Consider the following 25,274-nt stretch of genomic DNA (forward strand, 5'->3'; position numbering starts at 1 on the left):
AATAATTAATGACCGGTATGAACAGTGCGGCCGGTCGGTAGTTAGAGCGCAATTACGCCGTTTGTTTCACCTTCGTCCTGCACAAAGAACATTGCAATAGCTGCGAGTAACATAAATACGCCGGCCAGCACCATCGCATAGATCGTCTGCCCGCCGAAGACCTTATTGACAATCAAAGCCAGCACACTGGATGCCAGGATTTGTGGAATCACAATAAAAAAGTTAAACAATCCGGCGTAGACGCCCATTTTTTCCGGTGGCAGTGAACAGGAGAGAATGGCATAGGGCATGGACAATATGGATGCCCAGGCAAAACCCATGGCCAGCATCGACAATAACAACCAGCGCGGGTCTCTGATCCACAGAAATGAAGCCAGGGCCAATGCGCCCAGACATAAATTAATCATGTGGGTGATCTTGCGATTGCTGCGTCGCACCATCATGGGGATGGCAATCGCAGCCAGTGCAGCAAAGCCGTTATAGGCCGCAAAAAGTACCCCGACCCAATCGGCGCCCGCGCTGTAGAGACTGGTGGTGGTGTCTGTTGCGCCGTAATGAAATGACGTGACAGCGGCCGTGCCATAAATCCACATGGAAAATAACGCGAACCAGGTCAGGAACTGCACCACGGCCAATTGTTGCATCGTCCTGGGCATACGCAATAAATCCTGAGTGACCTGATAAATGCCATTATCGGTTCGCCCGTGTCGGCGCAGCAGCCCCGCGCCGATTTGGATAATGCCGAAGAGTGCCAGACCCACGCCTAATACATAGAGTTTTTCATCAAGCTGCCAGGTGGAAATGATCAGCATCCCGACACAGCCGACAACGAGAAACCATGCGCCGCTGTGAAAAAATTTTATGTGGTAATCAACCTGCGCCTGTCTCGGTCGACGCGCTTCACGACGCTCTTTGAGCGCGACCAGTTGTTCAGGGCTGTATTCCGGTGTTGAGTGAACCGCCCAGGCGATGGACGCCAACATTATTCCGCCGCCAATATAAAATGCATAAATCACCGAGGGCGGGACCGCACCTTCGCTGGCGACATTGGCCACGCCAAAACCGTTGGTCAATATCCAGGGTAAGGCCGAGGCTACCACCGCACTGACACCGATAAAAAAACTCTGCATGGAAAAGCCGCTGGAGCGTTGTTCCTCCGGCAGCATATCGCCCACCAAGGCAATCGAAGGACCCAGTGCAATGTTGAGTGAGGCATCCATGATCCACAACATCCCGGCGGCGATCCACAGGGTGGAGGAATTGGGCATAACAAACAGCGCAAGGCTGGCCAGCACGGCACCACACAGCAAATAAGGCCGGCGTCGCCCGAAGCGGCCCCAGGTTTTATCGCTCATATAACCGATGATGGGCTGGATCAATAAACCGGTAATGGGCGCGGCTACCCACAGGATGGGGATATCATCGATGGAGGCACCGAGAATTTGGAATATGCGGCTGACATTGGCATTCTGCAAGGCAAAACCAAATTGAATACCAATAAAGCCAAAGCACATATTCCAGATTTGCCAGAAAGTCAGGTGTGGCTTGTGGGTCATAGATATTGTTCTTGTTGTCTTTTTTGTTGTTGCGGCTGTATTGGCTCTGCGGCGCAATATAGCACCCTGCCTGTGTGAGAGAAAGCGTGGTTTCCTTCTGCAAAAGGACCCAGGGCGATCTTGAGGCTGCGTGCACCTGAAACCTTTCGGCTTCGTTATTGCCATAATGGATGCGGCTACTGGTGCAGCTAAAGGTAATTACTAAAAATTCACCTATACTTAACGGCGCAACTGAAATTATTTTTTAGTAAGAATCAGATTTAATGCGTCAAAATGGAGGCTGTTATGCAAAAGACGTCCAAAGTTGACCTCGTTGACAGGCAACAAACTATGCTTAAAGAAGAACAGCAGGAAACTGCCAGAGAACTCGCTGACCTGATGCGCCTTGCCCAGGAGATGGGGCGTCGCTTGGCGAATGAAACGCACGGAGAACTCTACGATGATGTGCGGTTCCTTAATGAGCTTCTGCATCAAACACGCATTAAGGCTGATGCGATCAAAGAGCGACTGATATATAACGGCCCGCGCTGATTGGATTGATGCCAGCCTCTCCGATGTGTATACACAACACCGCTTTATAAATCGTCTTGAACTTAATAGATAAATAAGTTCTTTCCATTATTTTTTGTCATGTTTTTGTCATATTGCCACCTCTTTATTGAAAGATGTCCAACGTGCTGCGCATGATTGGTCAATCTTCATCGTCTCGTGTTAACCTCGGCGCTTGTTGCATAGAGCAATATGAATTTCACTCTTAAATACGCTTGGGTATAACACGAGGTCTCCCGTCGGTGAGTAAAAAATCTGTATTGTCTTCCAGGAAAGCTGATCGTCACGATTTGTACCAGCGCAGTGTGCAAGCGGCTGATGTAGAAGTAGCCTTTATCGAAAAAGCATTTAAAAAATATCGCAAACGTAAACCCTACAGTATGCGTGAAGATTTTTGCGGAACGGCGCTGTTAAGTTGTACCTGGGCGGCGAGCCATAAACAGCGTCGCGCTACCGGGGTGGATATTGACCCTGCCGTCTTGACATGGGCCACGCAGCATAATCTCACGCCCTTGGCTGATGCCGGCGAACGCGTCACGCTGCTGCAACAGGATGTGCGCTTTCCACTTAAAGAAAAATTCGATCTTATCAATGCGTTTAATTTCAGTTATTGGATCTTTAAAGATCGCAGCACCTTGCGCGATTATTTCGCCAGTGTTAAGCGTTCATTGGTGGAAGACGGTGTGTTTATGCTGGATCTGTATGGTGGCTGGGAGGCGCACCAGGCCGTGCGAACCAAGCGGTCAATCGGGCGCGGGTGTAAATATGTGTGGGATCAGGGCGAGGTTGATCCTATTACCCACGATGTGGTGAATCATATTCATTTTGAATTTAAAGATGGCTCGCGGCTGAAGAAAGCCTTTACCTATGAATGGCGCTTCTGGAGTCTGGCAGAAATTCGCGAACTCTTACACGAAGCCGGTTTTGCTGAGGTTATTGTGTATTGGCAGGATGAGGGCGATTACGTTATTCGCAAAACCAGTGAAAACCAACCCTTATGGTTGGTTTACCTGGTGGCTTTAGTTTAAGACCCAATTGGTTAACGACGCCGTCGGTTTAACGGGCTAGCCGCGCCCACTCGCCATTAACTTTGCAAAAGGTGTAATGGCCATCCATGGTGCCGCCTTTGGCGTTAATAATGCTGATAGCCAGTTCGCGGCAAAATTTTCCTTCGTGGGATAACACGCTGATCGGCACCACGACACCGGAATGTTTACTATCCGGATTAAACCATGATGCAGGGATGCGATTGTCCTTATCGGACTCCAATACTTCCTTGACCGTATCTTCCAGCAATGACCAATCGCTGTCTGTGGTTTGACGCATCAATGAATCGCTAATGTGCCAGCGGCCCGCGCTATCTTTGCAGATATCAAAACGATAATGTTCAGCGCGGCGCTGATCAGCTGTAAACTTGAACAAGGTGCGGCGGCACTCCCGTGAGCCCTCCATAAAAGACAGCTTGGGCAATATCTGCACCTGGATTTTATTGTTGGCTGAGCGCCAGCGAATAATCTTCTGGTCCGGTGTTTTGTTAAGTACCTGTGTGACATCCTGTTTGAGGGAGGTGATGTCCTCATCAGTCAGTTGCTGTAGCAAGGAGTTTTTAAGGAAGCTGACGTTGGCGGCGTTACCCGTCCAGGACAGCAGCATAAGGCCAACGAAGCCCAGCAAAATGGCAGCTTTTTTCATGTGTGACTCGCTTTCCTGATACAGGTTATTTTTTACGTTTGGGAAACTCACGCAGCAAATCCGCAATGGTTGCGCGGATCGGTTCTTTGGGGCGGATCAAGGCTTCTTCAGTTAAGCGCCCCTGAGCATCACCCTGCCAGATCAACTGACGTTTTTGCGCATCAATAATGTCGATACGGGCAGCGCCCTTACGCTCAATAAAAAGTTGCGTGTGTTCTTGTGTTGCAGGCATGCCCCGATAGAGCTCCTGAGAGTGGCTGTAATAACCGCCTTCCGTCACCCGGGCCGGTTCGGCGTTGCCCATTTCTTTCAATACATTCTGGATGTTGACCTGATAATTAATCAGCATATCCGGCTGCTCTTCGCTGTAGGTGTAGCCGAGCGAATCCATTTGTTCACGAATGGCATGAATGAAGTATTGCGCAATTTCATTGTCCGGCGTGGCGGCGCGGCTGCTTTTCAGCAACGCATAGGTTTGGTATTTGGAAAAATTAATCGAGTCATCTTTACGGGTTTCTATGCGCGGTCCGGTTTTCTGGCATGCGGCTAAAAACAATAAGCCCGTGGCGATACAAAAAACAGACAGGAGTGGGGAGAGTCGAGAGCGCATCATGATAATTCCTTATGACAAATAGCTACTGTGGCGCAAAACATCCCTCGCCTCTGTTGTCTCGATCACATACCTTGTTATCTTCAGGCGTAGCGCTAATCCATTGAGTTTTGTTCAGGAATTGCCAGAGTGCAAGCAGTGTCGGCCGTTAACCGAGCAGGCTTTGAGTAAATGTCACAATAATCAACAGCGGACAGACAACGCGCACGTAAAAGGGCCAGACTCGCCAGAAAAAACCGCCGCGTTCCACACCCTGCTCAGCCGCAATTGCCTGGATTTTTTTATCGCGATGCCACACCCAGCCGGCAAATAAACTCAGTGCCAATCCCAGTAACGGTTGGCTGTACTCGGTGGTGAACGACACTACGCGATCAAACAGTGCAGAAAAGTTCATCACGATGATGGCGCTGATCAGAAAAATCGTGCAGCCGATAACAAGGGTAGCCCGGGTGCGTGATGCGCCGGTTTTTTCGGTGGCAACGGAGACGGGTGCTTCCAGCATGGAGATGGATGAGGTGAGTGCAGCGATTGTCATCAGAGCAAAAAACGTGATGGCCAACCATATGCCGGCATTACCCATGTTATCAAACAAACCTGGTAACACCTGTAACACCAAACCCGGTCCCGCCAGCAATTCACCTGCTGCACCGTAGATGGCGATGCCTTGTTCCTGTGCCACATACATGGCGGGGATAATCAGCAAGCCTGCGACAAAAGCAAAGCTGGTGTCGAGCAAGGTGAGTGTTGCACCTATGTGGGGTAATTTATCCTGCTGGTCTTTTTCCGACAGCGCACGACCGAGGTAAGAGCCATACACCAGCATGGTGCCTACACCCAGTGACAGTGAAAAAAATGCCTGACCCATGGCGCTCAATAACAGCGACGGATCGAGGACGCGTGAAAAATCCGGTAGTAGATAAACGCGTAAACCATCTGCAGCACCGGGTTGATTTAGTACATACACAATCAACGCAATCAACAAAATGGCAAGCGTGGGCATTAACCGTGTCGACCAGGCTTCTATTCCCTGGCTCACGCCACGCGCGACGATCCACATGGTCAGCACAGAAAATAAAAAACACGCGGCGAGGTCGCGCACCAGCCCACCTTGTGCCAACCAGGCGGCGGCATCATCAAAGCCCAGCAGTTGCACCAGCGGTGCAGCAAATTTTGCGAGTATCCAGCCTGCCACAATGGCATAAAAACTCAGGATCAAACTCACCACCAACACACCGTAGTAACCTACTGCACCGCCGATGCGCCGCAACAGCGGGCGCTCACTCAATGTGCTCAATGCAGTAACGATATTGGCGTTGCTGTGGCGGCCGATAATCAACTCGGCCATTAAGGCGGGATAAGCTAATAAAAAGGCGAGGATTAAATAGGCCAGCACAAACGCACCGCCGCCATTGCTGGCAGCCTGGGTAGGAAATCCCCAGATATTTCCCAGTCCGACGGCAGAGCCGGCAGCGGCCATCAAAAAACCGAAACGGGAAGTAAAATGTCCGCGAGCGTTTGCCATAAGGAGGTTTCCTTAATGGGCCGTTGCCAGTCGACAGCTGCCCGATATTATTATTTATTACCCGCCTGAAATATCCGCTGTTTTTGCCGCGCCCAATCGCGATCTTTTTCGGTCTCGCGTTTATCGTGTTGTTGCTTGCCTTTGGCGATGGCAATTTCACACTTCACCATGTGCGTCTTCCAATACAAGGCTGTCGCGACGACCGTATAACCCTTTTGCTCAACCGCTTCCTGCAAGCGCGTCAGCTCGCGACGATTTAATAACAGTTTGCGGGTGCGGAGAGGGTCGGTAACGAAATGGGTGGATGCGGTAGCCAGAGGTGTAATTTGTGAACCGAGCAACCAGGCTTCGCCGTTTTTGAAGATCACGTAAGTATCCGTGAGTTGGACTTTGCCCGCGCGCAGGCTTTTGACTTCCCAACCCAATAGCGCTACACCTGCTTCGAAACGCTCGTGCAGCTCGTAATCGAATTTGGCTTTTTTGTTCAGGGCAATGGTGTTGCCGCTGTTCTTGTTCTGTTTTTTGGCCATGGGATAAAACAGTCCTGATAACGCGAAAAGGGCGGCATTATATCGACAAAGGGTGCGGCCTGTCTCGACTCCGGGCTTATGCTGTCGTGTTAATCCCGCTACAATCCGGCTCAGCGCCCTCGGGAGCCGTGCTTCATCATCCAGCAGCTACACGGAGCCACATCAGTGAAGCGATTTAAACAACATGCCATTTGGGGACACCGGGGCACCTTTATCCTCGCCGCCACCGGCTCGGCGGTGGGGTTGGGTAATATCTGGAAATTTCCCTATGTGACCGGTGAAAACGGTGGCGGTGCGTTTGTCCTGATGTACCTCGTCTGCGTGGCGGTTATCGGCATCCCGATCATGATTGCCGAAATCCTGCTGGGCCGTCGCGCTCGCGCCAATCCCATTACCTCCGTCCAGAATATCTCCCGCGACAGCGGTTTGCGGCGCGGCTGGAATGTTATCGGCTGGATGGGGGTGATTGCCGCCTTCCTGATCCTGTCTTATTACACCGTTATTGCCGGATGGACGCTCGAATATTTCAGTCTGGCCCTGGACAATCGCTTTGTCGGGCTGGACGGCGAAGCCTCGGGCAACATCTTTGACGAGCTCTTGGCCAACCGCAGCCAGTTGGTGCAATGGCAAACTGCATTTATCTCAATGACGGCGCTGATTCTGATGTTCGGCGTCAACAAAGGGCTTGAGGCCGCCGTGCGCATCATGATGCCGGTGCTGTTTTTACTTCTGCTGTTGCTGCTGGCCTATGCGGCTTATGCGGGCGATTTTGCAGCCGGGGTCCGCTTTTTATTCAGCTTTCACCCGGAAGATTTGTCCCTGCGCGGCGCGCTGATTGCGCTCGGTCACGCCTTCTTTACCTTAAGCCTCGGGATGGCCGCCATCATGGCGTACGGCGCTTATATGCCGAGCACGTCCGCGATTGGTAAGACGGCGATTGCCGTGGCGCTGCTGGACACTACCGTTGCCCTGGTGGCCGGGTTGGCAATCTTCCCGTTGGTTTTTGCCACGCCGGATATTACGCCCAGCGAAGGGCCGGGCCTGATGTTTGTAACCTTGCCCATTGCCTTTGGCGCTATGCCCTGGGGGAGCGTGTTCGGCAGTGCCTTCTTTGCGCTGGTAATTCTCGCTGCCTGGAGCTCGACGATTTCCCTGTTGGAACCTTCGGTTGCTTATTTAACCGAGCGTTTCCGTTTTCATCGCATCAGTGCAAGCTTATTGATTGCGCTCGCCGCCTGGTTGCTGGGATTGGGTACGGTATTTTCATTCAATATCTGGGTAGATAAAAAAATTCTCTGGGATCTCAATTTTTTTGGTTTGATTGATTTTATAACCACCAATGTCATGCTGCCTCTCGGTGGTTTGCTTACCGCCATCTACGTGGGTTGGCGTGTTAACCGTGAATTCATTGTGCATGAACTGAAACTGGACTCCGAGCGCTTTGTGCGCGTCTGGCATTGGTTGTTGCGTTACGTTTCGCCATTGGCGGTAATGGCTGTTTTGCTCGGCGGTTTATATCCGGTATTAAAAAATTTCTTCGGGGAGTTGTGATTTTTGGCTCATTCGGTACAGCGTTCTGCATTGGTACATTATTCTGCGCAGCAGATGTTTGATCTGGTGAATGATATAGAAGCCTATCCACAGTATATGGATGGCTGCGTTGGTGCAAAAATTTTGCGGTGCGAAGCGGATTGGCTGGAAGCGCGGCTGGATTTGCAAAAGGCCGGTGTAACCCAGAGTTTTATCACGCGCAATCACTTGCAACCCCCTACGACCATGACCATGACGTTGGTGGATGGTCCTTTCTCCAAACTGCATGGTTGCTGGCGTTTTACACCGCTCAGCGACACCGCGTGCAAAGTCAGTTTTGAACTTGAATTTGAAATGAAAAATCGTTTGCTGGGCATGGCGGTGGGCAAATTATTTGAAGCGGTTGCCAACCGCCAGGTAGATGCCCTGTGTGCCCGCGCGCAAACGGTTTATGGTCGTATTGAATAAACAGAGTGAATCTTTACTTTATCGTGCTCATTCTTCCTTGGTTATGGTTATCGACAACAAGCAGTTTTATGAAAAAGTTAAATAACCTGATCGAAATGTCATGACATGAAGATGTTTGTTCAGGTATCTTTATACGCCGATTAATTATTGTATCGATGATTGAATTCATATTTTCAGTAGGGAAAAACTAATGAGTAAAAAGAATTTCTATTCTGTTGTTGTTCTGATGTTCATGTTGTGTGGCAGTGCATTCAGTCAGGGAGCACAAATTGATGTAGCTGTGGACTTTTCTGCGGATACTGCGGAAATAAGCTTAGACAATGTTGTTAGCCCTCATGAATGGAGTATGTCTACCAAGCCAGAAGAGTTCGTAATACTGTCAATGGATGGTATAAACATCCCGGTTCGTATTAAAACAGAAGAGTTTATTCTTACAGGCCCCAAAGTTGGCGTTTTTCGTTTCTATAATGGAAAAGTCTCATCTGTCACCAGAATTCAGCAAAATCAGATAGCCCCAAAAACGATTTGCACGCCTCCTAGATGCTACCATCATTCTCGGCCCACGCACCGGCCGACGTTATTTGTGACGATTGGTGGCTTTAGTCTTGAGCGTTCAGGTGTAGCAGAATGGCAAAATTTATTTGATTCAAAGCTAATGGCGTTGTCCGCCAACTTGCCTTACAAGCACTTTGCTGTTGATTGGGAATCCAGCAAACAAATTGGATCTCAGACGGTTGACGTCGCAGAAGCTATCAAACAATTTATTTCCGGGCAGAATGATCTTTGGAATGTTGTCCTGATAGGTTACAGCAGAGGCGGAATATTTGCCCACGATTTGAGCAGTCGTTTGGCTGGGGTGGGAAATATAAAAAACTTACATGTGGCGTTGTTGGACCCTACTGCTGTGCCTATTTTTGGGGATTTATATCCTACGCAGAATAATCTTGATATGTCTGGCTATCTTAAATTTGACGGGCTACCGTTTTCCTACGTATCAGCATCTACTGTTTCAGATAAAACAATCTCTGGTTATAACAACTATGGGCTCGGAGAACATAAAATAGTTTACTGTGCTTCTTGCTCTAATAATTCTAGCCATACGAAGTATGCGTATGATTGGGTTGTGAATGACTTTGAGCAATTTAGTTCGCAGTTGTTAGATATAAACGATAAGGGCAGTTATATTTTATCAGAGCCCAGTGGGATGGAGGTTCTTACAGTTTCTGTTTCTGATATAGAGGTGCAGCTTGATGCATCTTGCACAGGGGGAGAGGAGGCAAGCTGCACTTTAAATGGCTCTATAACGTTGGGGCCCTTAACAACGGTTAGTTTGAGAAATGTTGTAAGCAAAACGGGAATAGACGTGTCAGTTGCTACAGGAATTGCTAGTGCGGCAGCTATTGTAAGAAGAGATCAGATAGCCATAGAACAATCCGATATTACGTCTGCCCAATCTGTTATTGTTTCTAGTGAAGGGCTGCAAACAGAGCACGATATTCTTTTTGGTAGTGGTGAAATAAGAACAAAAGTTGATAAATATGGTGGTAGTGTAAGAATAGCTGTTGGTGGGTTTAATATTTTTAATGAAAGCATAGGTCCGCTAGATGCTATTATCCCCGGTGCAAGCAAAGTAAAATCATTGATTGAAGATTTGTCAGACCCTTTCGATTTTTGGTAATTGGGAACTATATGGTCGGCAGTTTTATCTATTCAATAAACCTAACTACTGGTTGACCAGCTGAAGGTACAAGACACCTATGGCAGATTTTGATCTAATCACGGTAGAGGTAGCTTACGCGTTGCCTCATCAACAAAAAATTATTGAGCTATTAGTTGAACCGGGCACAACGGCGTTACAAGCGGTCGAGCGTTCCGGCATTGTCAAAATATTTCCGGAGATTGAGATTACCAGTGCCAGGATGGGAATCTTCGGGCAAGCACTCGGCACGAAAGGGCTGAATCCACCGGATACTTACGAACTGCATCCCGGTGATCGTGTGGAAATTTATCGTCCGTTGAAATCTGACCCAAAAGAGGCGCGGCGCAAGCGGGCGGAGAAAACCAAAGAGGCAGACACTGGTGACTGATTCATCATGTAAATGTTAAGGGATTCACATTTTATAAAAATTGTCGTGTATCAGAAAAAACAAACCCCATTCTTCCAGACGAAGAATGGGGTTTGTTTTTTGCATTCAGCTTTCGTTAAGACGGCGCATGTATAACTGATACCCACGATCTGTGAAAACCGTTTTTAAAGTCAAAGGAGTCACCGCAATGAATAAATCCATGATTGTTGGCACTGTATTAGGTATTGGAATCGCTACCGCCGGTGGTGCTATTGCCAGTTATCAATTGTTGAAAGAGCCCACTCATGCCGAGGTGGTCAAAACTGAACCGCTGACAAAACAAATTCAGATTCCTCACGAAGAATGTCGCGATGAAACGGTCGTGCGTCAAAAGCCGGTGAAAGATGAGCATCGTATTGCCGGTAAAGCGATCGGTGCGGTGGTCGGTGGGGTTTTAGGTCATCAGGTGGGTGGTGGTAGCGGGAAAAAAGTGGCCACGGTGGCGGGTGCTGTTGCTGGTGGTTATGCTGGCGATCGCGTGCAGGACAATATGCAAAAAAATAATACCTACACCACCACCGAGCAAGTCTGTAACACCGTGTACGAAACCCGCGAAGAAATCACCGGTTATAACGTGACCTATCGCCTGAACGACGAAGAAGCGACCGTCAAGATGACTTACGATCCAGGCCAACGTATTCCGGTTAAAGATGGCCAGTTGGTATTGGCACCTGCGGCAGACGCTGTTCAGTAATTAATACTCAGTCATAAATCCTTCATATTTGGCAGGGTGTATTCGCCCACGCGCCCTGCCAACCCCTTTTTCACTGCACTTTTCATTACACCGTTTACGGATGTTCGACTGCGTACAATATTGATACGTTTGACTCGCTATACTCTAGGAAACCTCTGAAAAATTACCTGCGTTGCCATCGCAAACATTTTTCAGAGGTTCCTTGGGTATCGCAGAATAGCGGGGCAGATTTCAGATGAACGAGCGGGAAAGTACATCCGACGCAAGTCGACGGTTAAATCTGGTTGCGGGCGATAGCATCAATAACGCAGATACCAGCCTTCCCATTGTGCGTGATTCAGCACAACAAAAAATGATTGCACAACAGCTTCCCGAATTACTTGAGTTGGAGCGCTTGATTGCGCAACACCCGCAGACACTGACGGCGCGTGTAGAGTACATGTTGTCCTGGCGTGATTGGCAGTTGCCACTCTATTCCGTGACCATTGGCTCGCGCGACCCGCAGGCGCCCGCCGTGTTGATGACGGCGGGCATGCACGGTGTCGAGCGCATCGGCTCACAGGTGTTGATCGCATGGATGCAAACCTTGCTCGAACGCATGAAGTGGGATGCACATCTGTGTCAGCTCGCCAGCCAGATCCAGCTGGTGTTTATGCCAATCCTGAATCCGGTGGGGATGTGGCTCAATCGCCGCTGTAACGGCAACGGCATTGATCTGAATCGCAATGCGCCGATAGACGCAGAAGATGATGTGAAGCTGTTAGGTGGCGGTCATCGACTCGGGGGATTTCTACCCTGGTATCGCGGTAGGAAAGATGCACCGATGGAGCCGGAAAATCTCGCGTTGGAGCGCGTCATCAAACGGCAGGTGTTTGGTCGTCCTATGGCGCTGGCGCTTGATCTGCATTCGGGTTTTGGTGTGCAGGACCGGCTTTGGTTTCCTCATGCCTATCGGCGCAAACCCATCGAAAATATCGCCGATTATGTTGCGTTAAAAATGTTGTGGGAACGTACCTACCCCAACCACATTTATATCTTTGAACCGCAATCAATTCACTATCTGTCGCACGGTGACGTGTGGGATTATTTTCACGATATTTTCAATAGCCGGCAGACGCAACAACCGCAGCATTTTCTATCGCTGACCCTGGAGATGGGTTCCTGGGCATGGGTAAAAAAACGTCCGCGACAATTATTGAATTTTGCCGGCTTATTTAATCCGCAAATGAAACACCGTCACGCACGGGTATTGCGGCGGCATATCCTGCTATTGGATTTTATGCTGGCAGCAACACTAAATAGTAAGCATTGGCTGCCGGACGATAAGCAAACGGGACTGCTCACGCAAGCCGCCAACAGCCTGTGGTTTTCATGATGCACATTATTTTATTGCGCGGACTCGCGCGGGAAGCGGCTCATTGGCACAGCTTTCCTGAACAACTACAGGCAGCGCTCGGCGCTCAGTGTCAATTGCATCTCATTGATTTTCCCGGTTGTGGAAAATATTACCAACGCCCTGCATTGCATTCCATTGTCGCCATGACTGGTCATGCGCGCAACGAAGGCAATGTTCCCGCTGTGCTGGCTTCCGGTGAGCCGGTATTTATTATCGGCATTTCCATGGGCGGTATGGTTGCACTGGATTGGGCTCAGCGTTTTCCGCAGGAGATTAAGGGCATCGTGTTAATTAATTCCAGCGCTGGTGACCAACCGCTTTTCTGGCGCTTGCAACCGGCTGCCTGGCCAAATGTATTACTGGCGTTGCTGTTGCCGGTTCGGCAGCGGGAAGCGCGGGTTTTGCGCATGGTAAGTAACGATAGTGCCGCCTATCAAAAAAATCTGCAGCAATGGTTGGACATCCAACAACAGCGCCCGATAACGCGAGTGACAATCCTGAAGATGTTGCGTGCCGCCGCAAACTTTCGTCCTCGTAAGGAATGTTCGGTGAAAGGGTTGGTGCTAACCAGTCGTGGTGACCGTATGGTTGCGCCTCGTGCCAGTGAAGCTATCGCACAAACATTTCAGTGGCCGTTGATAGATCATCCGCACGCAGGACACGACTTGCCGATGGATGATGCAAGGTGGGTGGTGCAGGAACTTCAGCGGTGGATAACATCTGCTAGACTCTAGCGCATTGTGTCCACAAGGAAAAAACATGCATCCTTCCTCTGGCAAAACAACAACCGATTCGTTGTATGCACCGTCAGACGTCAGTTTTTGGGAGGCGTTTTTATTCTGGCTTAAGCTGGGCTTTATCAGTTTTGGTGGCCCCGCCGGTCAGATCGCGATCATGCATCAGGAACTGGTGGAGCGGCGCCGCTGGATCAGTGAAAAGCGTTTTTTGCACGCGCTTAACTACTGCATGTTATTGCCGGGGCCGGAAGCACAACAGCTCGCGACCTATATCGGTTGGCTGATGCACCGCACCTGGGGCGGTATTGTTGCCGGCGTACTTTTTGTGTTGCCTTCGCTGTTTATTCTTATCGCCCTTTCGTGGATTTACATCGCCTATGGTGATGTCAGTTGGGTGGCCGGTTTGTTTTATGGCATCAAACCTGCGGTTACTGCCATCGTCGTTCAGGCGGCGCATCGTATCGGTGCGCGCGCACTGAAGAACAATATTCTGTGGGCCATCGCAGCCGCCGCTTTTGTGGCGATCTTTGCACTCAATATTCCATTTCCCTACATCGTTGTGGCGGCGGCCCTCATCGGTTATGTGGGTGGACGTTTTGCTCCCGTCTATTTCGAAGGCGGTGGTGGTCACGGAAAGGCACAGCAGGATTTCGGTGCGGCCTTGATTGATGATCACACCGCGACACCAGCGCATGCATTGTTTCGCTGGTCGCGCTTAACCTATGTCATCCTGGCTGGCTTACTGTTGTGGGCAGTTCCACTGTTGCTGCTATGGGGCATGCTGGGTTGGACGCACACGTTTACGCAAATGGCCTGGTTCTTTACCAAGGCGGCGCTGCTCACCTTTGGTGGTGCCTATGCCGTGTTGCCCTATGTTTATCAAGGCGCTGTCGATCATTATGGCTGGCTCACACCAACGCAAATGATCGATGGCCTTGCCTTGGGTGAAACCACACCGGGACCGCTGATTATGGTGGTGGCATTTGTGGGATTTGTGGGCGGTTATGTTAACGCCGTGTTTGGTCCGGACATGGTATTCCTCGCCGGTGCTGTTGCAGCAACGATCGTTACCTGGTTCACCTTCCTGCCATCGTTTATTTTTATTTTTGCCGGCGCGCCCTTTATTGAAACGACGCACAACAAGATAAAATTCACCGCGCCGCTATTGGCGATTACCGCCGCCGTTGTCGGTGTAATTTTAAATCTCGCCTTATTTTTTGGTTACCACGTTCTCTGGCCGGAAGGATTCGATGGTGCATTCGAATGGCCATCCGCCTTGATTGCTTTGGGTGCAGGTATTGCGCTGTTTCGTTACAAGCTTGGTGTTATCAGAGTCATTATTGCCTGTGCGCTGATAGGGCTTATTGTGTCGTTAATCGGCCTCAATTAGACCGTCATACCGAATGCAGACGGACGCCACAGAACACCTGGGACTCATATATTGATTTGTATGAGTCCCAGGTGAAATTTACTTAATGCGGATCGACTTTTGAGTAACCGAGACTGTCGACGTGATCTGGCAAAACGACATCTCCTGCAAGTACGGCGCCCCAGCGACGAAGTTTCTCAAACAGCCAGAGCATGATGCCGACGCCGAGCAGCGCCAGGGCTAAACCGGTCAACTGCAAGTACTCATACTCGTTGACACAGGTCCAGATAAATTGCCCCACACACAAGACTGCAACAAACAGGAGCGTGGGCTTTCGACCAATCAACCCCACAATAAATACACCCAGTGGCGCCCCGAGCGCCACAACGGGAGCGGCGGCCAGCCAGTTTTCAAATACCCCCGGTTGCATCCCGGTGGTAACGGATTTAATTGCCACGCCGTAAACCGACGCAATCGCCATGATCACCACTGATGTGGGGATCGCAATTTTCAGGTCGGCCCGGCACAGCAATACCAACGCGGCATACACCACCATATCGATACCTACACCAGTGACCGACACGATGGTGGCTCCGGCGAGTACACCCAGGATGATGCCGAGACGAAAGTCCCAGCCTTCGTTAAATTCAGTCATTCCTGTGTGGCCGGCAATTTCATTGATTCGATACAGATGCAATATCCCGAAGCTAGCCCACACTACAGCGAATACGACTTTAATCCAGAGATCGGAAATAAAGGGGGCGATAAAGAAAATACCGATGGGTGTTCCGATCAGAATTCCCAGTGCCGAACCTTTCAATATTGACCAAGCCAGGGGTACGCGCCGCGCGAGAATGAAAATACTGGCGCTGGTCATACCGATGGATTGCACCGCAAAGCTGAAGTCCCGGCCCAATGTGGCAGGCATATCAAACCAGAGTACGAGCACAGGAAAACCCACGGTCCCACCGCCCATCGGTGTGGAGCCGGCCACGTAACTGCCCAACGCCATAGCCAGCGCTATCGGCCAGTGCGCCTTGGCTTCAGACCAATAACCCATGCCGAGTACCAACCACAGCCAAACGGCGTAGAAGCCCAGTAGCCATAAGCCCCAGACCCACAGATAGGTTTTTAACGGTTTTTGAATATTCATGAACTCGCCCGCACAAAAATATTTATTGTTTTGTTGTCGTTACTCTTTATAAAAGTAAGGCACTTATAAAAGTAAGGCACGCTATAAAACTAAGGCGCGAGTTATAAAGAATTGCCAGGCTACTCACAATAATTGGGCGATAGAATCTGACTATCGAGTATCAGGTTGGTGTAACGGCGGGCTGAAGCCGGTGAGGTTATGAGTACTACCAAAGCACAATGCCGAAACGCCGCAACAATAATGCGAAAAGACCGAAACACACCATGGTGATGCACGCAGAACTCACTAGCGCGAGCCAAAAACCAAAGCGTGTTAACAACATCGGGAACAGTAAAAACATCGGCAGGGTAGGTACTACATACCAAAACGTGTACCACGCATGATCGGCGATTTTGGTGGCTGGTTGTTGTTCGACGTACAACCAGATTAATGTCAGCACCGTCACCAGAGGCAGTGATGCGATCAGCGCGCCTAACTTATCACTGCGTTTGGCGGTCTCGGAAATCAGAACAACAAGCCCGGCTGTGATCAAATATTTGGTGATGATCCAGCTCATTGATGTGTCTCCGTCGTTGCAGGTCGGCCCAACCAGCGGTACACCACCGGGACGACCAACATGTTCAAGGCTGTAGAACTGATTAATCCCCACAGAATCACCACCGCCATAGGCGACTGAATTTCGCTGCCCGACTCACCAGCAGCCAATACCAGGGGCACCAACGCCAGCGCTGTCGCCAGGGCTGTCATCAGGATCGGGATCAACCGTTCTTCGGCGCCGCGCCGAATGGCGCTGTCTATATCCAGACCTTCATCGCGCATCAGACGGCCGATGTGATCGATCAGGATCACGCCGTTGCGCGTAGCGATGCCGAACAAGGTGATGAAGCCGATGATGGCCGCGACGGTCACGATGCCGCCCGATAGCCAGACACCCACCACGCCACCGATCAGCGCCAGGGGCAGGTTAAGCATGACCAGACTGGCATCGCGCGCGGAATTAAAGGCCGTCATCAACAGGAAAAAGATGCCGACAATAACGGCCGCGCCGAGCAGCAATAAGCGCGTGTTGGCGGCTTCCGCGCTTTCAAACTGACCGCCGTACTCAATGTGATAACCCGTGGGTAAGCTGACATCGGTGTCGATGGCGGCGCGGATATCGTTCACCACACTGATAAGATCCCGCTCGGCTACATTGGCCATTACCACCAGTTTGCGTTGAACATTCTCACGCCCAATGGTGTTGGGGCCACGGTTGTAACGAATGTCTGCCAGTGCGGAAAAGGGCACCAGTGCGCCGGATGGTAGCGTCAACAGTGTTTGCCGCAGGGTTTCGATATTGTCTCCAGCGGATACGGGCAGGCGAACCACCAGGTCAACACTGGTTTGGCCTTCCAGGATGCGGCCTACCGTCGTGCCGATAAACGCGGTTTCCAGGGATTCAGCCGCCTCTGCCATCGTCAGCCCATAGTTGGCAAGTGCCGGGCGATCAAAGCTTACGCTGATGAACGGAATTTCACTTTGCTCTTCCATGGCCACATCCACCGCGCCGGGAATGGCCGCCGCCAGGGATTCCACTTGACCGCCAAGGCGTCGCAGTTCGGCCAGGTCTTCCCCAAAAATCTTGATCGCAATATTGGCACGGGTACCGGAGAGCATGTGGTCGATGCGGTGGGAGATGGGTTGGCCAATGATGACGTTGGTGCCGGGCAGCCGGGCAAAGGATTGGCGCAAATCCGCCAGCAGTTCGTCTTTCGTCCGATCTTGCATCTTCAGTGTGACATCAATCTCCGAGGCGAAGACTTGTTGGGCGTGGGGATCGAGTTCTGCACGACCGGTGCGGCGCGCCGTTGCGACAACTTCCGGTTGTGCCAGCAAGAGTGCCTCCACTTCGCGGCCGATTCTGTCCGAGGTGTCCAGTGCCGTTCCGGGCAGGGTCACGACGCTGAGTGTCAGGCTGCCTTCATTAAACTCCGGCAAAAAGCCGCGTCCCGCCAAAGCCAGCGAGGCCAGCGCGGCTATCAATAACACCACCGACGCACCCACGACCCACCGCCAATACAGGAGCGCATGGTCAAGCAATGGGCGATAGCCCGCTTTCAGCCAGCGAATCAGACGGGTGTCGTGGTCCTCGCGCACTGTCTGCGTGCCCGGTAAACCCAGTAGACACAGCACCGGCGTGACGGTCACGGCGACTAACAAGGAGGCTGCGAGCGCCACCACATAAGCCAGACCCAATGGTTGCAGTAACCGTCCTTCAACGCCGCTGAGGAAAAATAGCGGTAGAAAAACCAGGATGATTATCAGCGTGGCAAAAACAATAGAACCTTCAATTTCGCGGGTCGCGGCGAATACCACGGCCAGCGAGGTTTGTTGTTGATCTGCCGGTTTGAGATGGTTTTCACGCAGGCGTTTGACGATATTTTCCACCACGATGATGGCGTCATCCACCAAGGCACCGAGCGCAATCGCCATGCCGCCGAGGGTCATGGTGTTGATACTGCCACCCAGCCAGCGGATGGTGAGCACCGCGACCAGCAAGGACAGCGGAATGGCCAGCAAGGCAATGCCGGTGGCGCGAGCGCTGAATAAAAAGACGAACATGATGGCGACGACCAGTATGGCGCCGTCGCGCAGGGCCACGCTGAGGTTATCCACCGCCGTGGTAATAAAATCTGCCTGGCGGAACGCGTTGGTTTCAATACGCATGCCGTCGGGTAAGGTTTTTTGCAAATCCGCAAACACAGCTTCCAGTCGTTCGCTTAACGCCAGCGTGTTTACGCCCGGCTGTTTCTGGATGCCCAACACCACAGCCGGTTGCCCTTTGTAAGCCGCAGTTCCGCGGCGCGGCGCGGGGCCGATACGGACCTCTGCGAGATCGCGAATGACGACCGGTATGCCCTCGCGCGTTACGACCAATGCTTGTTCCAGTGAGCGGATATCCGCTACTCGTCCGATCCCCTGAATCAGAAATTCCTGGTCATTGTCCGTCACAAACCCCGCTGAGGCGTTGCGGCTGGCGGCGGCAGTGGCCTGTTTGACCTGATCGAGGGTAACGCCGTAGGCGGCTAACCGCTCGGGCTTGGCGATGACCTGATACTGGCGAGTCTCGCCACCAATGGGAATGACTTCTGCCACGCCGGGGATCGCCAGCACGCGGCGGCGCACCACCCAGTCGGCGGTGGTTTTCAGGGTCATCTCATCGTGGGATTCAGAATGCAGGGCGATAAACATGATCTCGCCCATGATGGAGGAAACCGGTGCGAGCTGGGGGGGCGGCAAGTCGGCGGGCAGGCTGGCCAGCGTACCTTGCAGTTTCTCGGCCACGATCTGCCGCGCCCGGTAAATATCGGTACCCCATTCAAATTCAATGGTGATGACAGCGTTGCCCACGCCGGTATTCGAGCGTACCCGGCGGACACCCACGGCGCCGTTCATGGCGGTTTCGATGGGGTGAGTCACGAGTAACTCGACATCTTCCGGCGGCATGCCATGGGCTTCGGCAACGATGGTCACGGCCGGGGCGGTAAGATCAGGAAATACATCGATCGGCGTTTTTATGGCCGTCCAGCCGCCCCAGCACAGCAGTGCCGCCGCACCGACCAGCACCAGCAAACGGTTATTCAGCGACCATTGGATTATGCGATCAATCATGGGTTTGCCTGGCTATTGTCGTGTCAGTGGAGAGGTGATTAATGCGCATGGCCGTGGCCGATTTCGTCGCCCCCGGCGGACGCGAGCTTGACGTAGTAAGCACCGCGGCTGACCACGCGCTCCCCGGCCTGGATACCAGCTACCACCTCGACTTGTGGCCCGTCGATGACGCCGGTTTGCACCGGACGGCGGGCGAAGGTTTCACCACTGCTTTGCACGTAAACCACCTGCTGGCCACCGTCATCAACCAGAGCTGAGCGCGGAATGGCAAGGCGTTGTTCGGGTGCGCCGATATAGACCTGGGCGGTGAAGCGGCTACCGATCAGGGTGGGGCCGGCGGTACTGGGATATTCGAGGGTAATACCGGCGGTACGGGTCACCGGTTCGATAGCGGTCATGACCTGCACAACCTTCGCGCCGGTGCTTTCGTCAAGTAAACGGCTGTCCTGACGGGGCAATTCAAACCAGGCACCGCTGGCGGTATGCAGATCTGTCGCGAGGTGTTCCGGTATCTGGACGTGCAGCCAGCGCCGGTCCGGTGCGGCGATACGGAAGACGCGTTCACCGGCACGCACAAACGCGCCGGGTTGTGCGCGCACCTCGATCACCTCTCCAGCGACGGGGGCACGTAGCGCCAGACCGGCCTGCTGATTGCCGCTCTGGCGCTGTTCGATGCGCGCTTGTGCTGCTTTCCACTCTGCCTGGGCAATGGCATAGGTCTGTTGTGCTTCTTGCAGGCGACGTTCGGGAATTGCACCTTGCGTGACCAGGTTTCGGGTGCGTTGAAGCTCTTGCTCGCTCAACTGTAACTGGCTGCGTGCACGTTGCAGGGCGACACGGGCCTCGCCCAGGTCGGCGCCTTCGCCAAGTCGCGGGACCAGATAGCCGAGTACATCGCCGGACGCTACCGTGTCACCAGCGCGGATCAGGTCGATTGCCGCCATATACCCATCGGCGGGTGCGGGAATATCGGCGCCCGCGTCCGCCGGCGCCATGACTTCAGCGTAGCCGGGCACCGAGGGGCGCAGGGGTTGATGGCTGGCCAGACTTGTGGCGAATGGATTTTGCCACTGTTGTTCTTTCAAATAACTGATGTCGCCCTCGGGTTCCGGCTGGTGAACATCCACGGCGTCGGCCGACGGAAAAACAGTGACCGGACCGAGATCATGGATTGCTGTTTGTCCGTCATGTCGTAACGTCACTATCAGGTTAAACGTCCCGGCATCGCGCGGCGTCACCGTGGGTGTAAACAATCCGTCGCGTGTCGGTGCACTGACACGAAAGCGGGCCAGCGTATTGCCATCTTTCTGCAACGCTGCATCAACGGTGCCATGGGTGACCGGGGAGTAGTCAGCCAGGTTGGTGAAATGAGCCAGCAAGCGCGCGCTGTGCCCCACCACCAAGGGCGGAAACTCGACAAACAGTTCGCTTGCCTCGGTGTAATGGGTATAGACCAGCGCCGTGTCTCCGGCGTGATCATGAGGATCAGCCTGCTCGTGGTCGGCGCAAGCGCTCAACAGCAGCAATGCCGAGAGCGCCAGGCCCAGAGGTTTAATGGTCATGGCCGTGATCGTGCTCGCCGTCGGTGTGGGAATGTTCGTGAGCGTCGCTGCTGTGCGTGTGTTCGTCAGTGATTGATGGCGCTTCTGCTGCTTCGGCTTCATCGCCATAAAATGCTTCCGTCTCCGGTGCGTCTTCATGGGTGTGCATGCCGTCGCCGTGATCATGGCTGTCATCCCCATGAGCCTGGTGGTCAGCACCGCTGCCGTGGGGATGGCCGTGGTCATCGCCCGTTTGTTTGTCGGGGCTACAAGCGGCCAGCATCACACCGGTCATGACAATGAATAAACCTTTCACGAGCCGTTGTTTGTTAAAGGTGGCTCGCGCCGTGCGCACTGAGTTGATAGAAAATCCCATGATTATTCTCCTATGAAGGTTTGCCATTGAATGTAAGCCTGTCGTGCCGCCAGCGAGCGATGTATCAATGCCTGCCTGCCAGCGATTTCTGTACGGTACGCATCAATTAATTCCATCGCGTTGATCTCGCCTGCCGTGAAGGCGGCTTCAGCCATCGGAATCAGACTGTGGGTATTGCTCTGCTGTAATGCTATGGCTGCCTCGCGTTGGGCAGACCAGTCGCGCTGAATCCGGCGCGCCTGGGCCATCAGGTGGTGTTCTTCCAGTGCGTGCTCGGCACGCAGCAGGCGCGACCGGTGGCCGGCCGCCGAGGCCTCGCCCTGGGCACGGTCAAATAAAGGAATATCGACGGCCACCGATACCACATGGCCATCGGCCTTTAATCCTCCATCAATGACTTCACGCTGGCCGAGACCTAACGTAATGTCGGGCCAGCGCGCGCGCTTTGCCGCTTTCTGATCAATAGCCGCACTGTCTGCCTTGGCGCGCAGGGCGTGTAACGAGGGGTGATTATCGATAATGGCTGGCGTTACCACGCGGGTAGGCGCCGGTGGTAACAGGTCGCCCGTAGGAGATGCTGTTTCCATGTCGACCAGAAGGAGAAGATGATCCTCGGCAGATTCGGCTTCACTGCGCGCCTGCAACAGCTCGCCGGTGAGTAATGCCAATTCCCGTTCCAGCCGTGCCTGGTCGTAGCGCGAGGTATCGCCCGCGGCCGTTCGCACACGGAGATCTTGGGTGAGTTTGTCCAACCGCTGGTGCCACGTTTGTAAGGTGCGGTGTTGCTCTGCTGTGGCAATTGCCTGGTAAAACAGCAGGCGGATTTCACTGATGATCTCCCGCTTGCGCGATTCCAGCTGCGCCTCAGCCGCATCCAGCGCGGTGCGGGCGGACTGGCGTTCAAGCCCTTTAACGCCGGCAATATTGAGGCGTTGGCGTAGGAGATAGACGGTTTCTTCGTTGCTGCCGGGCGTATCAAGCGTTTCCCGGGCATATTCAACTTGAGGATTGTCCCAACGTCCGACGCGCTCCATCTCGCTGCGGGCAAGTGCGCGACGGGCCTCCAGTTGCGTTGCGATATCCGGCTGTTGCAAAGCGCGGTCAACCGCCGCCCACTCTGTCAAATCAGCGGCCAACGCAAGGTTGTTTAGCAAAAGTAAACCCAGCACCAGACTCCGCACATCACACCCCCATAATCCAGGCTGCGAGCGTTTCCAGCGTGTGGTGATGGAGCAACGCCAGTGCTCCCAGGGCGAGCAGGCCGAGCATATGAGTGCTTTCAAACACGAGTGATCGGGGTTCGTGCTCCCCGGAGGACAGCAACCGCTGAATGCGTTGGACAGCGTTGGCTCCGACTGCCGAGCAGCGCTCTGAGCGATAAGCCTGGCTGACACGAATCACGCGCAACAAGGTGCTGGCCACCGTATCGCGTCCGAAGTGAGACACCGCCGCATCATCGGCTGCTTCTTCCTGTGCCTGCTGCCACAGGCGACGCAAAGTAGTGGCTTGCCAGGGCAGGTGAAGCGTTAATAAAAACTCAAAGACCAGATTGCGTAACGGGTCCGCGCGACGGAGGTGAGCGAATTCATGGGCCAGTACAACGCGCCTTTCCCGATAGGTTAATTGTTGCAATAAGCCCGTCGATAACAAAACAAAACGGTTGTGAAGACCCGCTGCCAACGCGATGGGGCGTTGGTCATCCAGAACGCGCAAGCGTTGCCGGCCGTGGGCAAAAACAGACAGCATGTGCAGGCGCTGATGCATTTGCCACTCACGCCATAACAAACGCAGGAAATTGGTAAACAGAAACAACATGATCAAACCGGTGACGGCGAGATTGGCGTAACCCAGGTCGAGTGGAAGGTTGAATGAAAGTGCCGTGGCATCACACGCATGGAGATGGCCGTGGCTGTGATCGCGGCAATGATCCGTAAGCCAGTGGTTGGCTTTGACCAAGGGTACAGCGTTCAGAAGCGTGATCAGGATCAGGGGTAACAGCCATGGCAGGGTGGCTAGCAATAACACCCGCCGTGCGCGGGACTCGGGTGAAAAATAGGGATTATCTGCAAAACGCAGGCTGATGTAGGCCCACAAATTACCCAGCAGCCATCCGGCAAGTGCTAACAACCACAGTGACCACAGCATGCCCCCGAGATCCATCATCAGCGAATACCTCCACGCTCGCGGCGCGCGATAATTTCTGCTTCCAGTGTTTGCAATGCGTTTTCGTCAAGTTGCTCAGCGGCTTCAACGAAGGCGGCAAGTGATGAGGTCGTATCGCTACCAAAGCGACCCAGCACATCATTGATTAAACCCACCAGCAACTGCTGACGCGGAACCTTTGCAGTGTAATAAAACGCATGCCCCTGCTTTTCGCGTTGTAACAGTTGCTTGCGAAATAAACGTTCCAGTGTGGATTGCACCGTATTGGCAGAAATTCCCCTGCTTGCGCCAATAGCCGCGTGCGCTTCTTTGGCAGAAACACGCGGTTGATGCCAGACATATTCCAGTACGGCAATTTCCAATTCACCCAGCGGTGGTACAGACGAGGGGTCGGCAGGTTGCATCATGGTTTGGCTCTGTTGGTGGCTGCTTCAGGCCACAGAAAGCTACGCCCGAAAAAACCGACTGTCAATCGGTTTTTTCGGGCGAATGTTATTAATGTGCAGTTGTTTAACGGCAGCAGAAGAGTCAGTGATCAAGAGCAAAAAGATTGCTCCGCAAATTCGCTACAACAAAAACGACAAACTCCGCTTGCAGTGTGGATCGCGAAGTACCGCTTTGTAATAGGCGCGAATTTGGGAGCAATAAAGGCACCAGTAACAGTGAAGAAGATGCAGACGCAACTGGGATGAGTTTTTGTTGACGCTATTGCGCAACATGGTTTCGTCTGCATCCAGATCGGTTTGGATGGTATCCAACAAATCTATCAATAGTGTGGTGTCGAGGCGTTGTGTTTCTGCCCAGTCGACAAAGTTACCCAAGGGGTAGTTGGGCGTCATCCTGATGATGCAAATCTTGCTTCTTACGGCTGATTTTATGTCCGTGCAATGTTCCTGCATAACAACACTCTGAACGTCAATGTAATTTTGCCACGCTATATTGCTGGTTTAGCGGGCAGTAATAGGCTTGCAGCTGGGCACAGAAATGACACCACTGTAATCGCAATTGGTGATGCAATAAGGGTTTTCCAATTAACTGACTTATGTCGTGAAAGTGCTTCACCTCCTCTTGCAGCTCTTCATGAATTTCGCGTAATACGTCATACACGGCGACCTCATCTATCATTCTCGCCCAGTGGATAAACGACGTCAGTGCAGTGGTCTTGTACTTGTGTGATGTGCAGATCCGGGCGCGGATGCTCTCTTTTAACTGCATTGCATTTCCTTTGTAACTTCTCATATAATCGATATTGCATTATGCGCAAATATATTTTTAACTCTTTGTTTGCCGTCAGACAATATATAGCATCGGAAATTAACCCATACAATGAATACATTGTATTCATTGAAAACCTGAAAATGGTGTTGGTACTATCGTCCAAGGTATGGAAACGCCTTTTCCTATACGCTGAATTCACTGGAAGCTCATCGCTGTTAGCCATGAAAAAAGAAGTTGTTCTCACCCTGCGGGTGGATACGGAAATTAACAACGCCATTCGGTTGCTTGCCAAAAGACAGGACAGGACTGTTGCGTGGATGGCGAGAAAACTCATTGCAGAGGCGCTCGAACAGCGAAAGTTGCTCAGGCCTGAGGGCAAATAAAACCGATATT

General features: G+C 52.4%; 26 protein-coding genes. 11 read left to right on the plus strand and 15 right to left on the minus strand.

Going from position 1 to position 25,274, the window contains the following annotated elements; translation table 11 throughout:
* Positions 1 to 41 precede the first annotated feature (41 nt).
* Positions 42 to 1,556, minus strand: a complete 1,515-nt coding sequence (locus CBR65_RS16840) for an MFS transporter (RefSeq protein WP_157672123.1) — start codon at positions 1,554 to 1,556, stop codon at positions 42 to 44.
* Positions 1,557 to 1,841: 285 nt separating this feature from the next.
* Here CBR65_RS16840 and CBR65_RS16845 point away from each other — a divergent pair, with 285 nt between their 5' ends.
* Positions 1,842 to 2,087, plus strand: a complete 246-nt coding sequence (locus tag CBR65_RS16845) for a hypothetical protein (RefSeq protein ID WP_232461233.1) — start codon at positions 1,842 to 1,844, stop codon at positions 2,085 to 2,087.
* A 260-nt stretch (positions 2,088 to 2,347) separates the two neighbouring features.
* On the plus strand, positions 2,348 to 3,133 hold the full coding sequence (locus tag CBR65_RS16850) for a cyclopropane-fatty-acyl-phospholipid synthase family protein (protein ID WP_157672124.1): 786 nt from the start codon (positions 2,348 to 2,350) through the stop codon (positions 3,131 to 3,133).
* Positions 3,134 to 3,161: 28 nt separating this feature from the next.
* Here CBR65_RS16850 and CBR65_RS16855 read toward each other — a convergent pair whose 3' ends face one another.
* The 4 genes from CBR65_RS16855 to smpB form a co-directional block, all read right to left on the minus strand.
* Entirely contained in the window at positions 3,162 to 3,797 is a 636-nt protein-coding gene (locus CBR65_RS16855; protein ID WP_087467934.1) for an RT0821/Lpp0805 family surface protein, read from the minus strand.
* Positions 3,798 to 3,822: 25 nt separating this feature from the next.
* Complete coding sequence (locus CBR65_RS16860; protein WP_087467935.1) at positions 3,823 to 4,410, minus strand: DUF4136 domain-containing protein; 588 nt, start codon at positions 4,408 to 4,410, stop codon at positions 3,823 to 3,825.
* A gap of 145 nt (positions 4,411 to 4,555) precedes the next feature.
* On the minus strand, positions 4,556 to 5,929 hold the full coding sequence (locus CBR65_RS16865) for a sodium-dependent transporter (protein WP_087467936.1): 1,374 nt from the start codon (positions 5,927 to 5,929) through the stop codon (positions 4,556 to 4,558).
* A 50-nt stretch (positions 5,930 to 5,979) separates the two neighbouring features.
* The gene (gene smpB / locus CBR65_RS16870; protein ID WP_087467937.1) at positions 5,980 to 6,459 is read right to left on the minus strand and encodes an SsrA-binding protein SmpB; all 480 of its coding nucleotides are present in this window, start codon (positions 6,457 to 6,459) and stop codon (positions 5,980 to 5,982) included.
* A 165-nt stretch (positions 6,460 to 6,624) separates the two neighbouring features.
* On the opposite strand from smpB, the gene CBR65_RS16875 reads away from it, so the two are divergent.
* The 8 genes from CBR65_RS16875 to chrA all read left to right on the plus strand — a co-directional run bounded on the left by CBR65_RS16875 (position 6,625) and on the right by chrA (position 14,800).
* Complete coding sequence (locus CBR65_RS16875) at positions 6,625 to 8,010, plus strand: sodium-dependent transporter (RefSeq protein WP_087467938.1); 1,386 nt, start codon at positions 6,625 to 6,627, stop codon at positions 8,008 to 8,010.
* 3 nt (positions 8,011 to 8,013) lie between these two features.
* Entirely contained in the window at positions 8,014 to 8,457 is a 444-nt protein-coding gene (locus CBR65_RS16880; protein WP_087467939.1) for a type II toxin-antitoxin system RatA family toxin, read from the plus strand.
* Between the two features lie 190 nt (positions 8,458 to 8,647).
* On the plus strand, positions 8,648 to 10,135 hold the full coding sequence (locus CBR65_RS16885; protein ID WP_087467940.1) for a hypothetical protein: 1,488 nt from the start codon (positions 8,648 to 8,650) through the stop codon (positions 10,133 to 10,135).
* Between the two features lie 79 nt (positions 10,136 to 10,214).
* Complete coding sequence (locus CBR65_RS16890) at positions 10,215 to 10,544, plus strand: RnfH family protein (protein ID WP_087467941.1); 330 nt, start codon at positions 10,215 to 10,217, stop codon at positions 10,542 to 10,544.
* 187 nt (positions 10,545 to 10,731) lie between these two features.
* On the plus strand, positions 10,732 to 11,277 hold the full coding sequence (locus CBR65_RS16895) for a glycine zipper 2TM domain-containing protein (RefSeq protein WP_087467942.1): 546 nt from the start codon (positions 10,732 to 10,734) through the stop codon (positions 11,275 to 11,277).
* 235 nt (positions 11,278 to 11,512) lie between these two features.
* Positions 11,513 to 12,652 carry a DUF2817 domain-containing protein gene (locus CBR65_RS16900; protein WP_087467943.1) on the plus strand — a complete coding sequence of 380 codons (1,140 nt, stop codon included), beginning with the start codon at positions 11,513 to 11,515 and terminating at the stop codon, positions 12,650 to 12,652.
* The gene (locus tag CBR65_RS16905; RefSeq protein WP_087467944.1) at positions 12,649 to 13,407 is read left to right on the plus strand and encodes an alpha/beta fold hydrolase; all 759 of its coding nucleotides are present in this window, start codon (positions 12,649 to 12,651) and stop codon (positions 13,405 to 13,407) included. The genes CBR65_RS16900 and CBR65_RS16905 overlap by 4 nt, the downstream gene beginning before the upstream one ends.
* A gap of 25 nt (positions 13,408 to 13,432) precedes the next feature.
* On the plus strand, positions 13,433 to 14,800 hold the full coding sequence (gene chrA, locus CBR65_RS16910; RefSeq protein WP_087467945.1) for a chromate efflux transporter: 1,368 nt from the start codon (positions 13,433 to 13,435) through the stop codon (positions 14,798 to 14,800).
* A gap of 82 nt (positions 14,801 to 14,882) precedes the next feature.
* On the opposite strand, the gene CBR65_RS16915 is transcribed toward chrA, so the two are convergent.
* The 10 genes from CBR65_RS16915 to CBR65_RS16955 form a co-directional block, all read right to left on the minus strand.
* Positions 14,883 to 15,932: a sulfite exporter TauE/SafE family protein gene (locus tag CBR65_RS16915; protein ID WP_087467946.1), complete on the minus strand. Its 1,050-nt coding sequence runs from the start codon at positions 15,930 to 15,932 to the stop codon at positions 14,883 to 14,885.
* 205 nt (positions 15,933 to 16,137) lie between these two features.
* The gene (locus CBR65_RS16920; RefSeq protein WP_087467947.1) at positions 16,138 to 16,488 is read right to left on the minus strand and encodes a DUF3147 family protein; all 351 of its coding nucleotides are present in this window, start codon (positions 16,486 to 16,488) and stop codon (positions 16,138 to 16,140) included.
* A complete protein-coding gene (locus CBR65_RS16925) occupies positions 16,485 to 19,583 on the minus strand; it encodes an efflux RND transporter permease subunit (RefSeq protein ID WP_087467948.1) in 3,099 nt (1,032 codons plus the stop codon). The genes CBR65_RS16920 and CBR65_RS16925 overlap by 4 nt, the downstream gene beginning before the upstream one ends.
* Positions 19,584 to 19,621: 38 nt before the next feature.
* Complete coding sequence (locus CBR65_RS16930; protein WP_157672125.1) at positions 19,622 to 21,145, minus strand: efflux RND transporter periplasmic adaptor subunit; 1,524 nt, start codon at positions 21,143 to 21,145, stop codon at positions 19,622 to 19,624.
* Complete coding sequence (locus tag CBR65_RS22165; RefSeq protein WP_157672126.1) at positions 21,135 to 21,500, minus strand: hypothetical protein; 366 nt, start codon at positions 21,498 to 21,500, stop codon at positions 21,135 to 21,137. Before CBR65_RS22165 ends, CBR65_RS16930 begins: the two co-directional genes overlap by 11 nt.
* A gap of 2 nt (positions 21,501 to 21,502) precedes the next feature.
* On the minus strand, positions 21,503 to 22,669 hold the full coding sequence (locus CBR65_RS16935) for a TolC family protein (RefSeq protein ID WP_198300772.1): 1,167 nt from the start codon (positions 22,667 to 22,669) through the stop codon (positions 21,503 to 21,505).
* Between the two features lie 13 nt (positions 22,670 to 22,682).
* Positions 22,683 to 23,663, minus strand: a complete 981-nt coding sequence (locus tag CBR65_RS16940) for a M56 family metallopeptidase (protein ID WP_087467951.1) — start codon at positions 23,661 to 23,663, stop codon at positions 22,683 to 22,685.
* Entirely contained in the window at positions 23,663 to 24,070 is a 408-nt protein-coding gene (locus tag CBR65_RS16945; RefSeq protein ID WP_232461234.1) for a BlaI/MecI/CopY family transcriptional regulator, read from the minus strand. Before CBR65_RS16945 ends, CBR65_RS16940 begins: the two co-directional genes overlap by 1 nt.
* A 159-nt stretch (positions 24,071 to 24,229) precedes the next feature.
* Positions 24,230 to 24,502, minus strand: a complete 273-nt coding sequence (locus CBR65_RS16950) for a hypothetical protein (RefSeq protein WP_087467952.1) — start codon at positions 24,500 to 24,502, stop codon at positions 24,230 to 24,232.
* Between the two features lie 76 nt (positions 24,503 to 24,578).
* The gene (locus CBR65_RS16955; RefSeq protein ID WP_087467953.1) at positions 24,579 to 24,878 is read right to left on the minus strand and encodes a hypothetical protein; all 300 of its coding nucleotides are present in this window, start codon (positions 24,876 to 24,878) and stop codon (positions 24,579 to 24,581) included.
* 41 nt (positions 24,879 to 24,919) lie between these two features.
* Here CBR65_RS16955 and CBR65_RS16960 point away from each other — a divergent pair, with 41 nt between their 5' ends.
* Entirely contained in the window at positions 24,920 to 25,264 is a 345-nt protein-coding gene (locus tag CBR65_RS16960) for a hypothetical protein (RefSeq protein ID WP_087467954.1), read from the plus strand.
* Positions 25,265 to 25,274: the final 10 nt, after the last annotated feature.

The sequence above is a fragment of the Cellvibrio sp. PSBB006 genome, assembly GCF_002162135.1.
Lineage (GTDB): Bacteria > Pseudomonadota > Gammaproteobacteria > Pseudomonadales > Cellvibrionaceae > Cellvibrio.

What these genes read in the sequence shown, in the direction of transcription:
- CBR65_RS16895 (WP_087467942.1), top strand. Translation starts at nt 10,732, where the DNA reads ATGAATAAATCCATGATTGTTGGCACTGTATTAGGTATTGGAATCGCT.
- CBR65_RS16920 (WP_087467947.1), bottom strand. Translation starts at nt 16,488, where the DNA reads ATGAGCTGGATCATCACCAAATATTTGATCACAGCCGGGCTTGTTGTT.
- smpB (WP_087467937.1), bottom strand. Translation starts at nt 6,459, where the DNA reads ATGGCCAAAAAACAGAACAAGAACAGCGGCAACACCATTGCCCTGAAC.
- CBR65_RS16945 (WP_232461234.1), bottom strand. Translation starts at nt 24,070, where the DNA reads ATGATGCAACCTGCCGACCCCTCGTCTGTACCACCGCTGGGTGAATTG.
- CBR65_RS22165 (WP_157672126.1), bottom strand. Translation starts at nt 21,500, where the DNA reads ATGGGATTTTCTATCAACTCAGTGCGCACGGCGCGAGCCACCTTTAAC.
- CBR65_RS16950 (WP_087467952.1), bottom strand. Translation starts at nt 24,502, where the DNA reads ATGACGCCCAACTACCCCTTGGGTAACTTTGTCGACTGGGCAGAAACA.
- CBR65_RS16925 (WP_087467948.1), bottom strand. Translation starts at nt 19,583, where the DNA reads ATGATTGATCGCATAATCCAATGGTCGCTGAATAACCGTTTGCTGGTG.
- CBR65_RS16940 (WP_087467951.1), bottom strand. Translation starts at nt 23,663, where the DNA reads ATGATGGATCTCGGGGGCATGCTGTGGTCACTGTGGTTGTTAGCACTT.
- CBR65_RS16860 (WP_087467935.1), bottom strand. Translation starts at nt 4,410, where the DNA reads ATGATGCGCTCTCGACTCTCCCCACTCCTGTCTGTTTTTTGTATCGCC.
- CBR65_RS16845 (WP_232461233.1), top strand. Translation starts at nt 1,842, where the DNA reads ATGCAAAAGACGTCCAAAGTTGACCTCGTTGACAGGCAACAAACTATG.
- CBR65_RS16890 (WP_087467941.1), top strand. Translation starts at nt 10,215, where the DNA reads ATGGCAGATTTTGATCTAATCACGGTAGAGGTAGCTTACGCGTTGCCT.
- CBR65_RS16955 (WP_087467953.1), bottom strand. Translation starts at nt 24,878, where the DNA reads ATGCAGTTAAAAGAGAGCATCCGCGCCCGGATCTGCACATCACACAAG.
- CBR65_RS16885 (WP_087467940.1), top strand. Translation starts at nt 8,648, where the DNA reads ATGAGTAAAAAGAATTTCTATTCTGTTGTTGTTCTGATGTTCATGTTG.
- CBR65_RS16930 (WP_157672125.1), bottom strand. Translation starts at nt 21,145, where the DNA reads ATGACCATTAAACCTCTGGGCCTGGCGCTCTCGGCATTGCTGCTGTTG.
- CBR65_RS16900 (WP_087467943.1), top strand. Translation starts at nt 11,513, where the DNA reads ATGAACGAGCGGGAAAGTACATCCGACGCAAGTCGACGGTTAAATCTG.
- CBR65_RS16840 (WP_157672123.1), bottom strand. Translation starts at nt 1,556, where the DNA reads ATGACCCACAAGCCACACCTGACTTTCTGGCAAATCTGGAATATGTGC.
- CBR65_RS16915 (WP_087467946.1), bottom strand. Translation starts at nt 15,932, where the DNA reads ATGAATATTCAAAAACCGTTAAAAACCTATCTGTGGGTCTGGGGCTTA.
- CBR65_RS16865 (WP_087467936.1), bottom strand. Translation starts at nt 5,929, where the DNA reads ATGGCAAACGCTCGCGGACATTTTACTTCCCGTTTCGGTTTTTTGATG.
- chrA (WP_087467945.1), top strand. Translation starts at nt 13,433, where the DNA reads ATGCATCCTTCCTCTGGCAAAACAACAACCGATTCGTTGTATGCACCG.
- CBR65_RS16855 (WP_087467934.1), bottom strand. Translation starts at nt 3,797, where the DNA reads ATGAAAAAAGCTGCCATTTTGCTGGGCTTCGTTGGCCTTATGCTGCTG.
- CBR65_RS16905 (WP_087467944.1), top strand. Translation starts at nt 12,649, where the DNA reads ATGATGCACATTATTTTATTGCGCGGACTCGCGCGGGAAGCGGCTCAT.
- CBR65_RS16960 (WP_087467954.1), top strand. Translation starts at nt 24,920, where the DNA reads ATGCGCAAATATATTTTTAACTCTTTGTTTGCCGTCAGACAATATATA.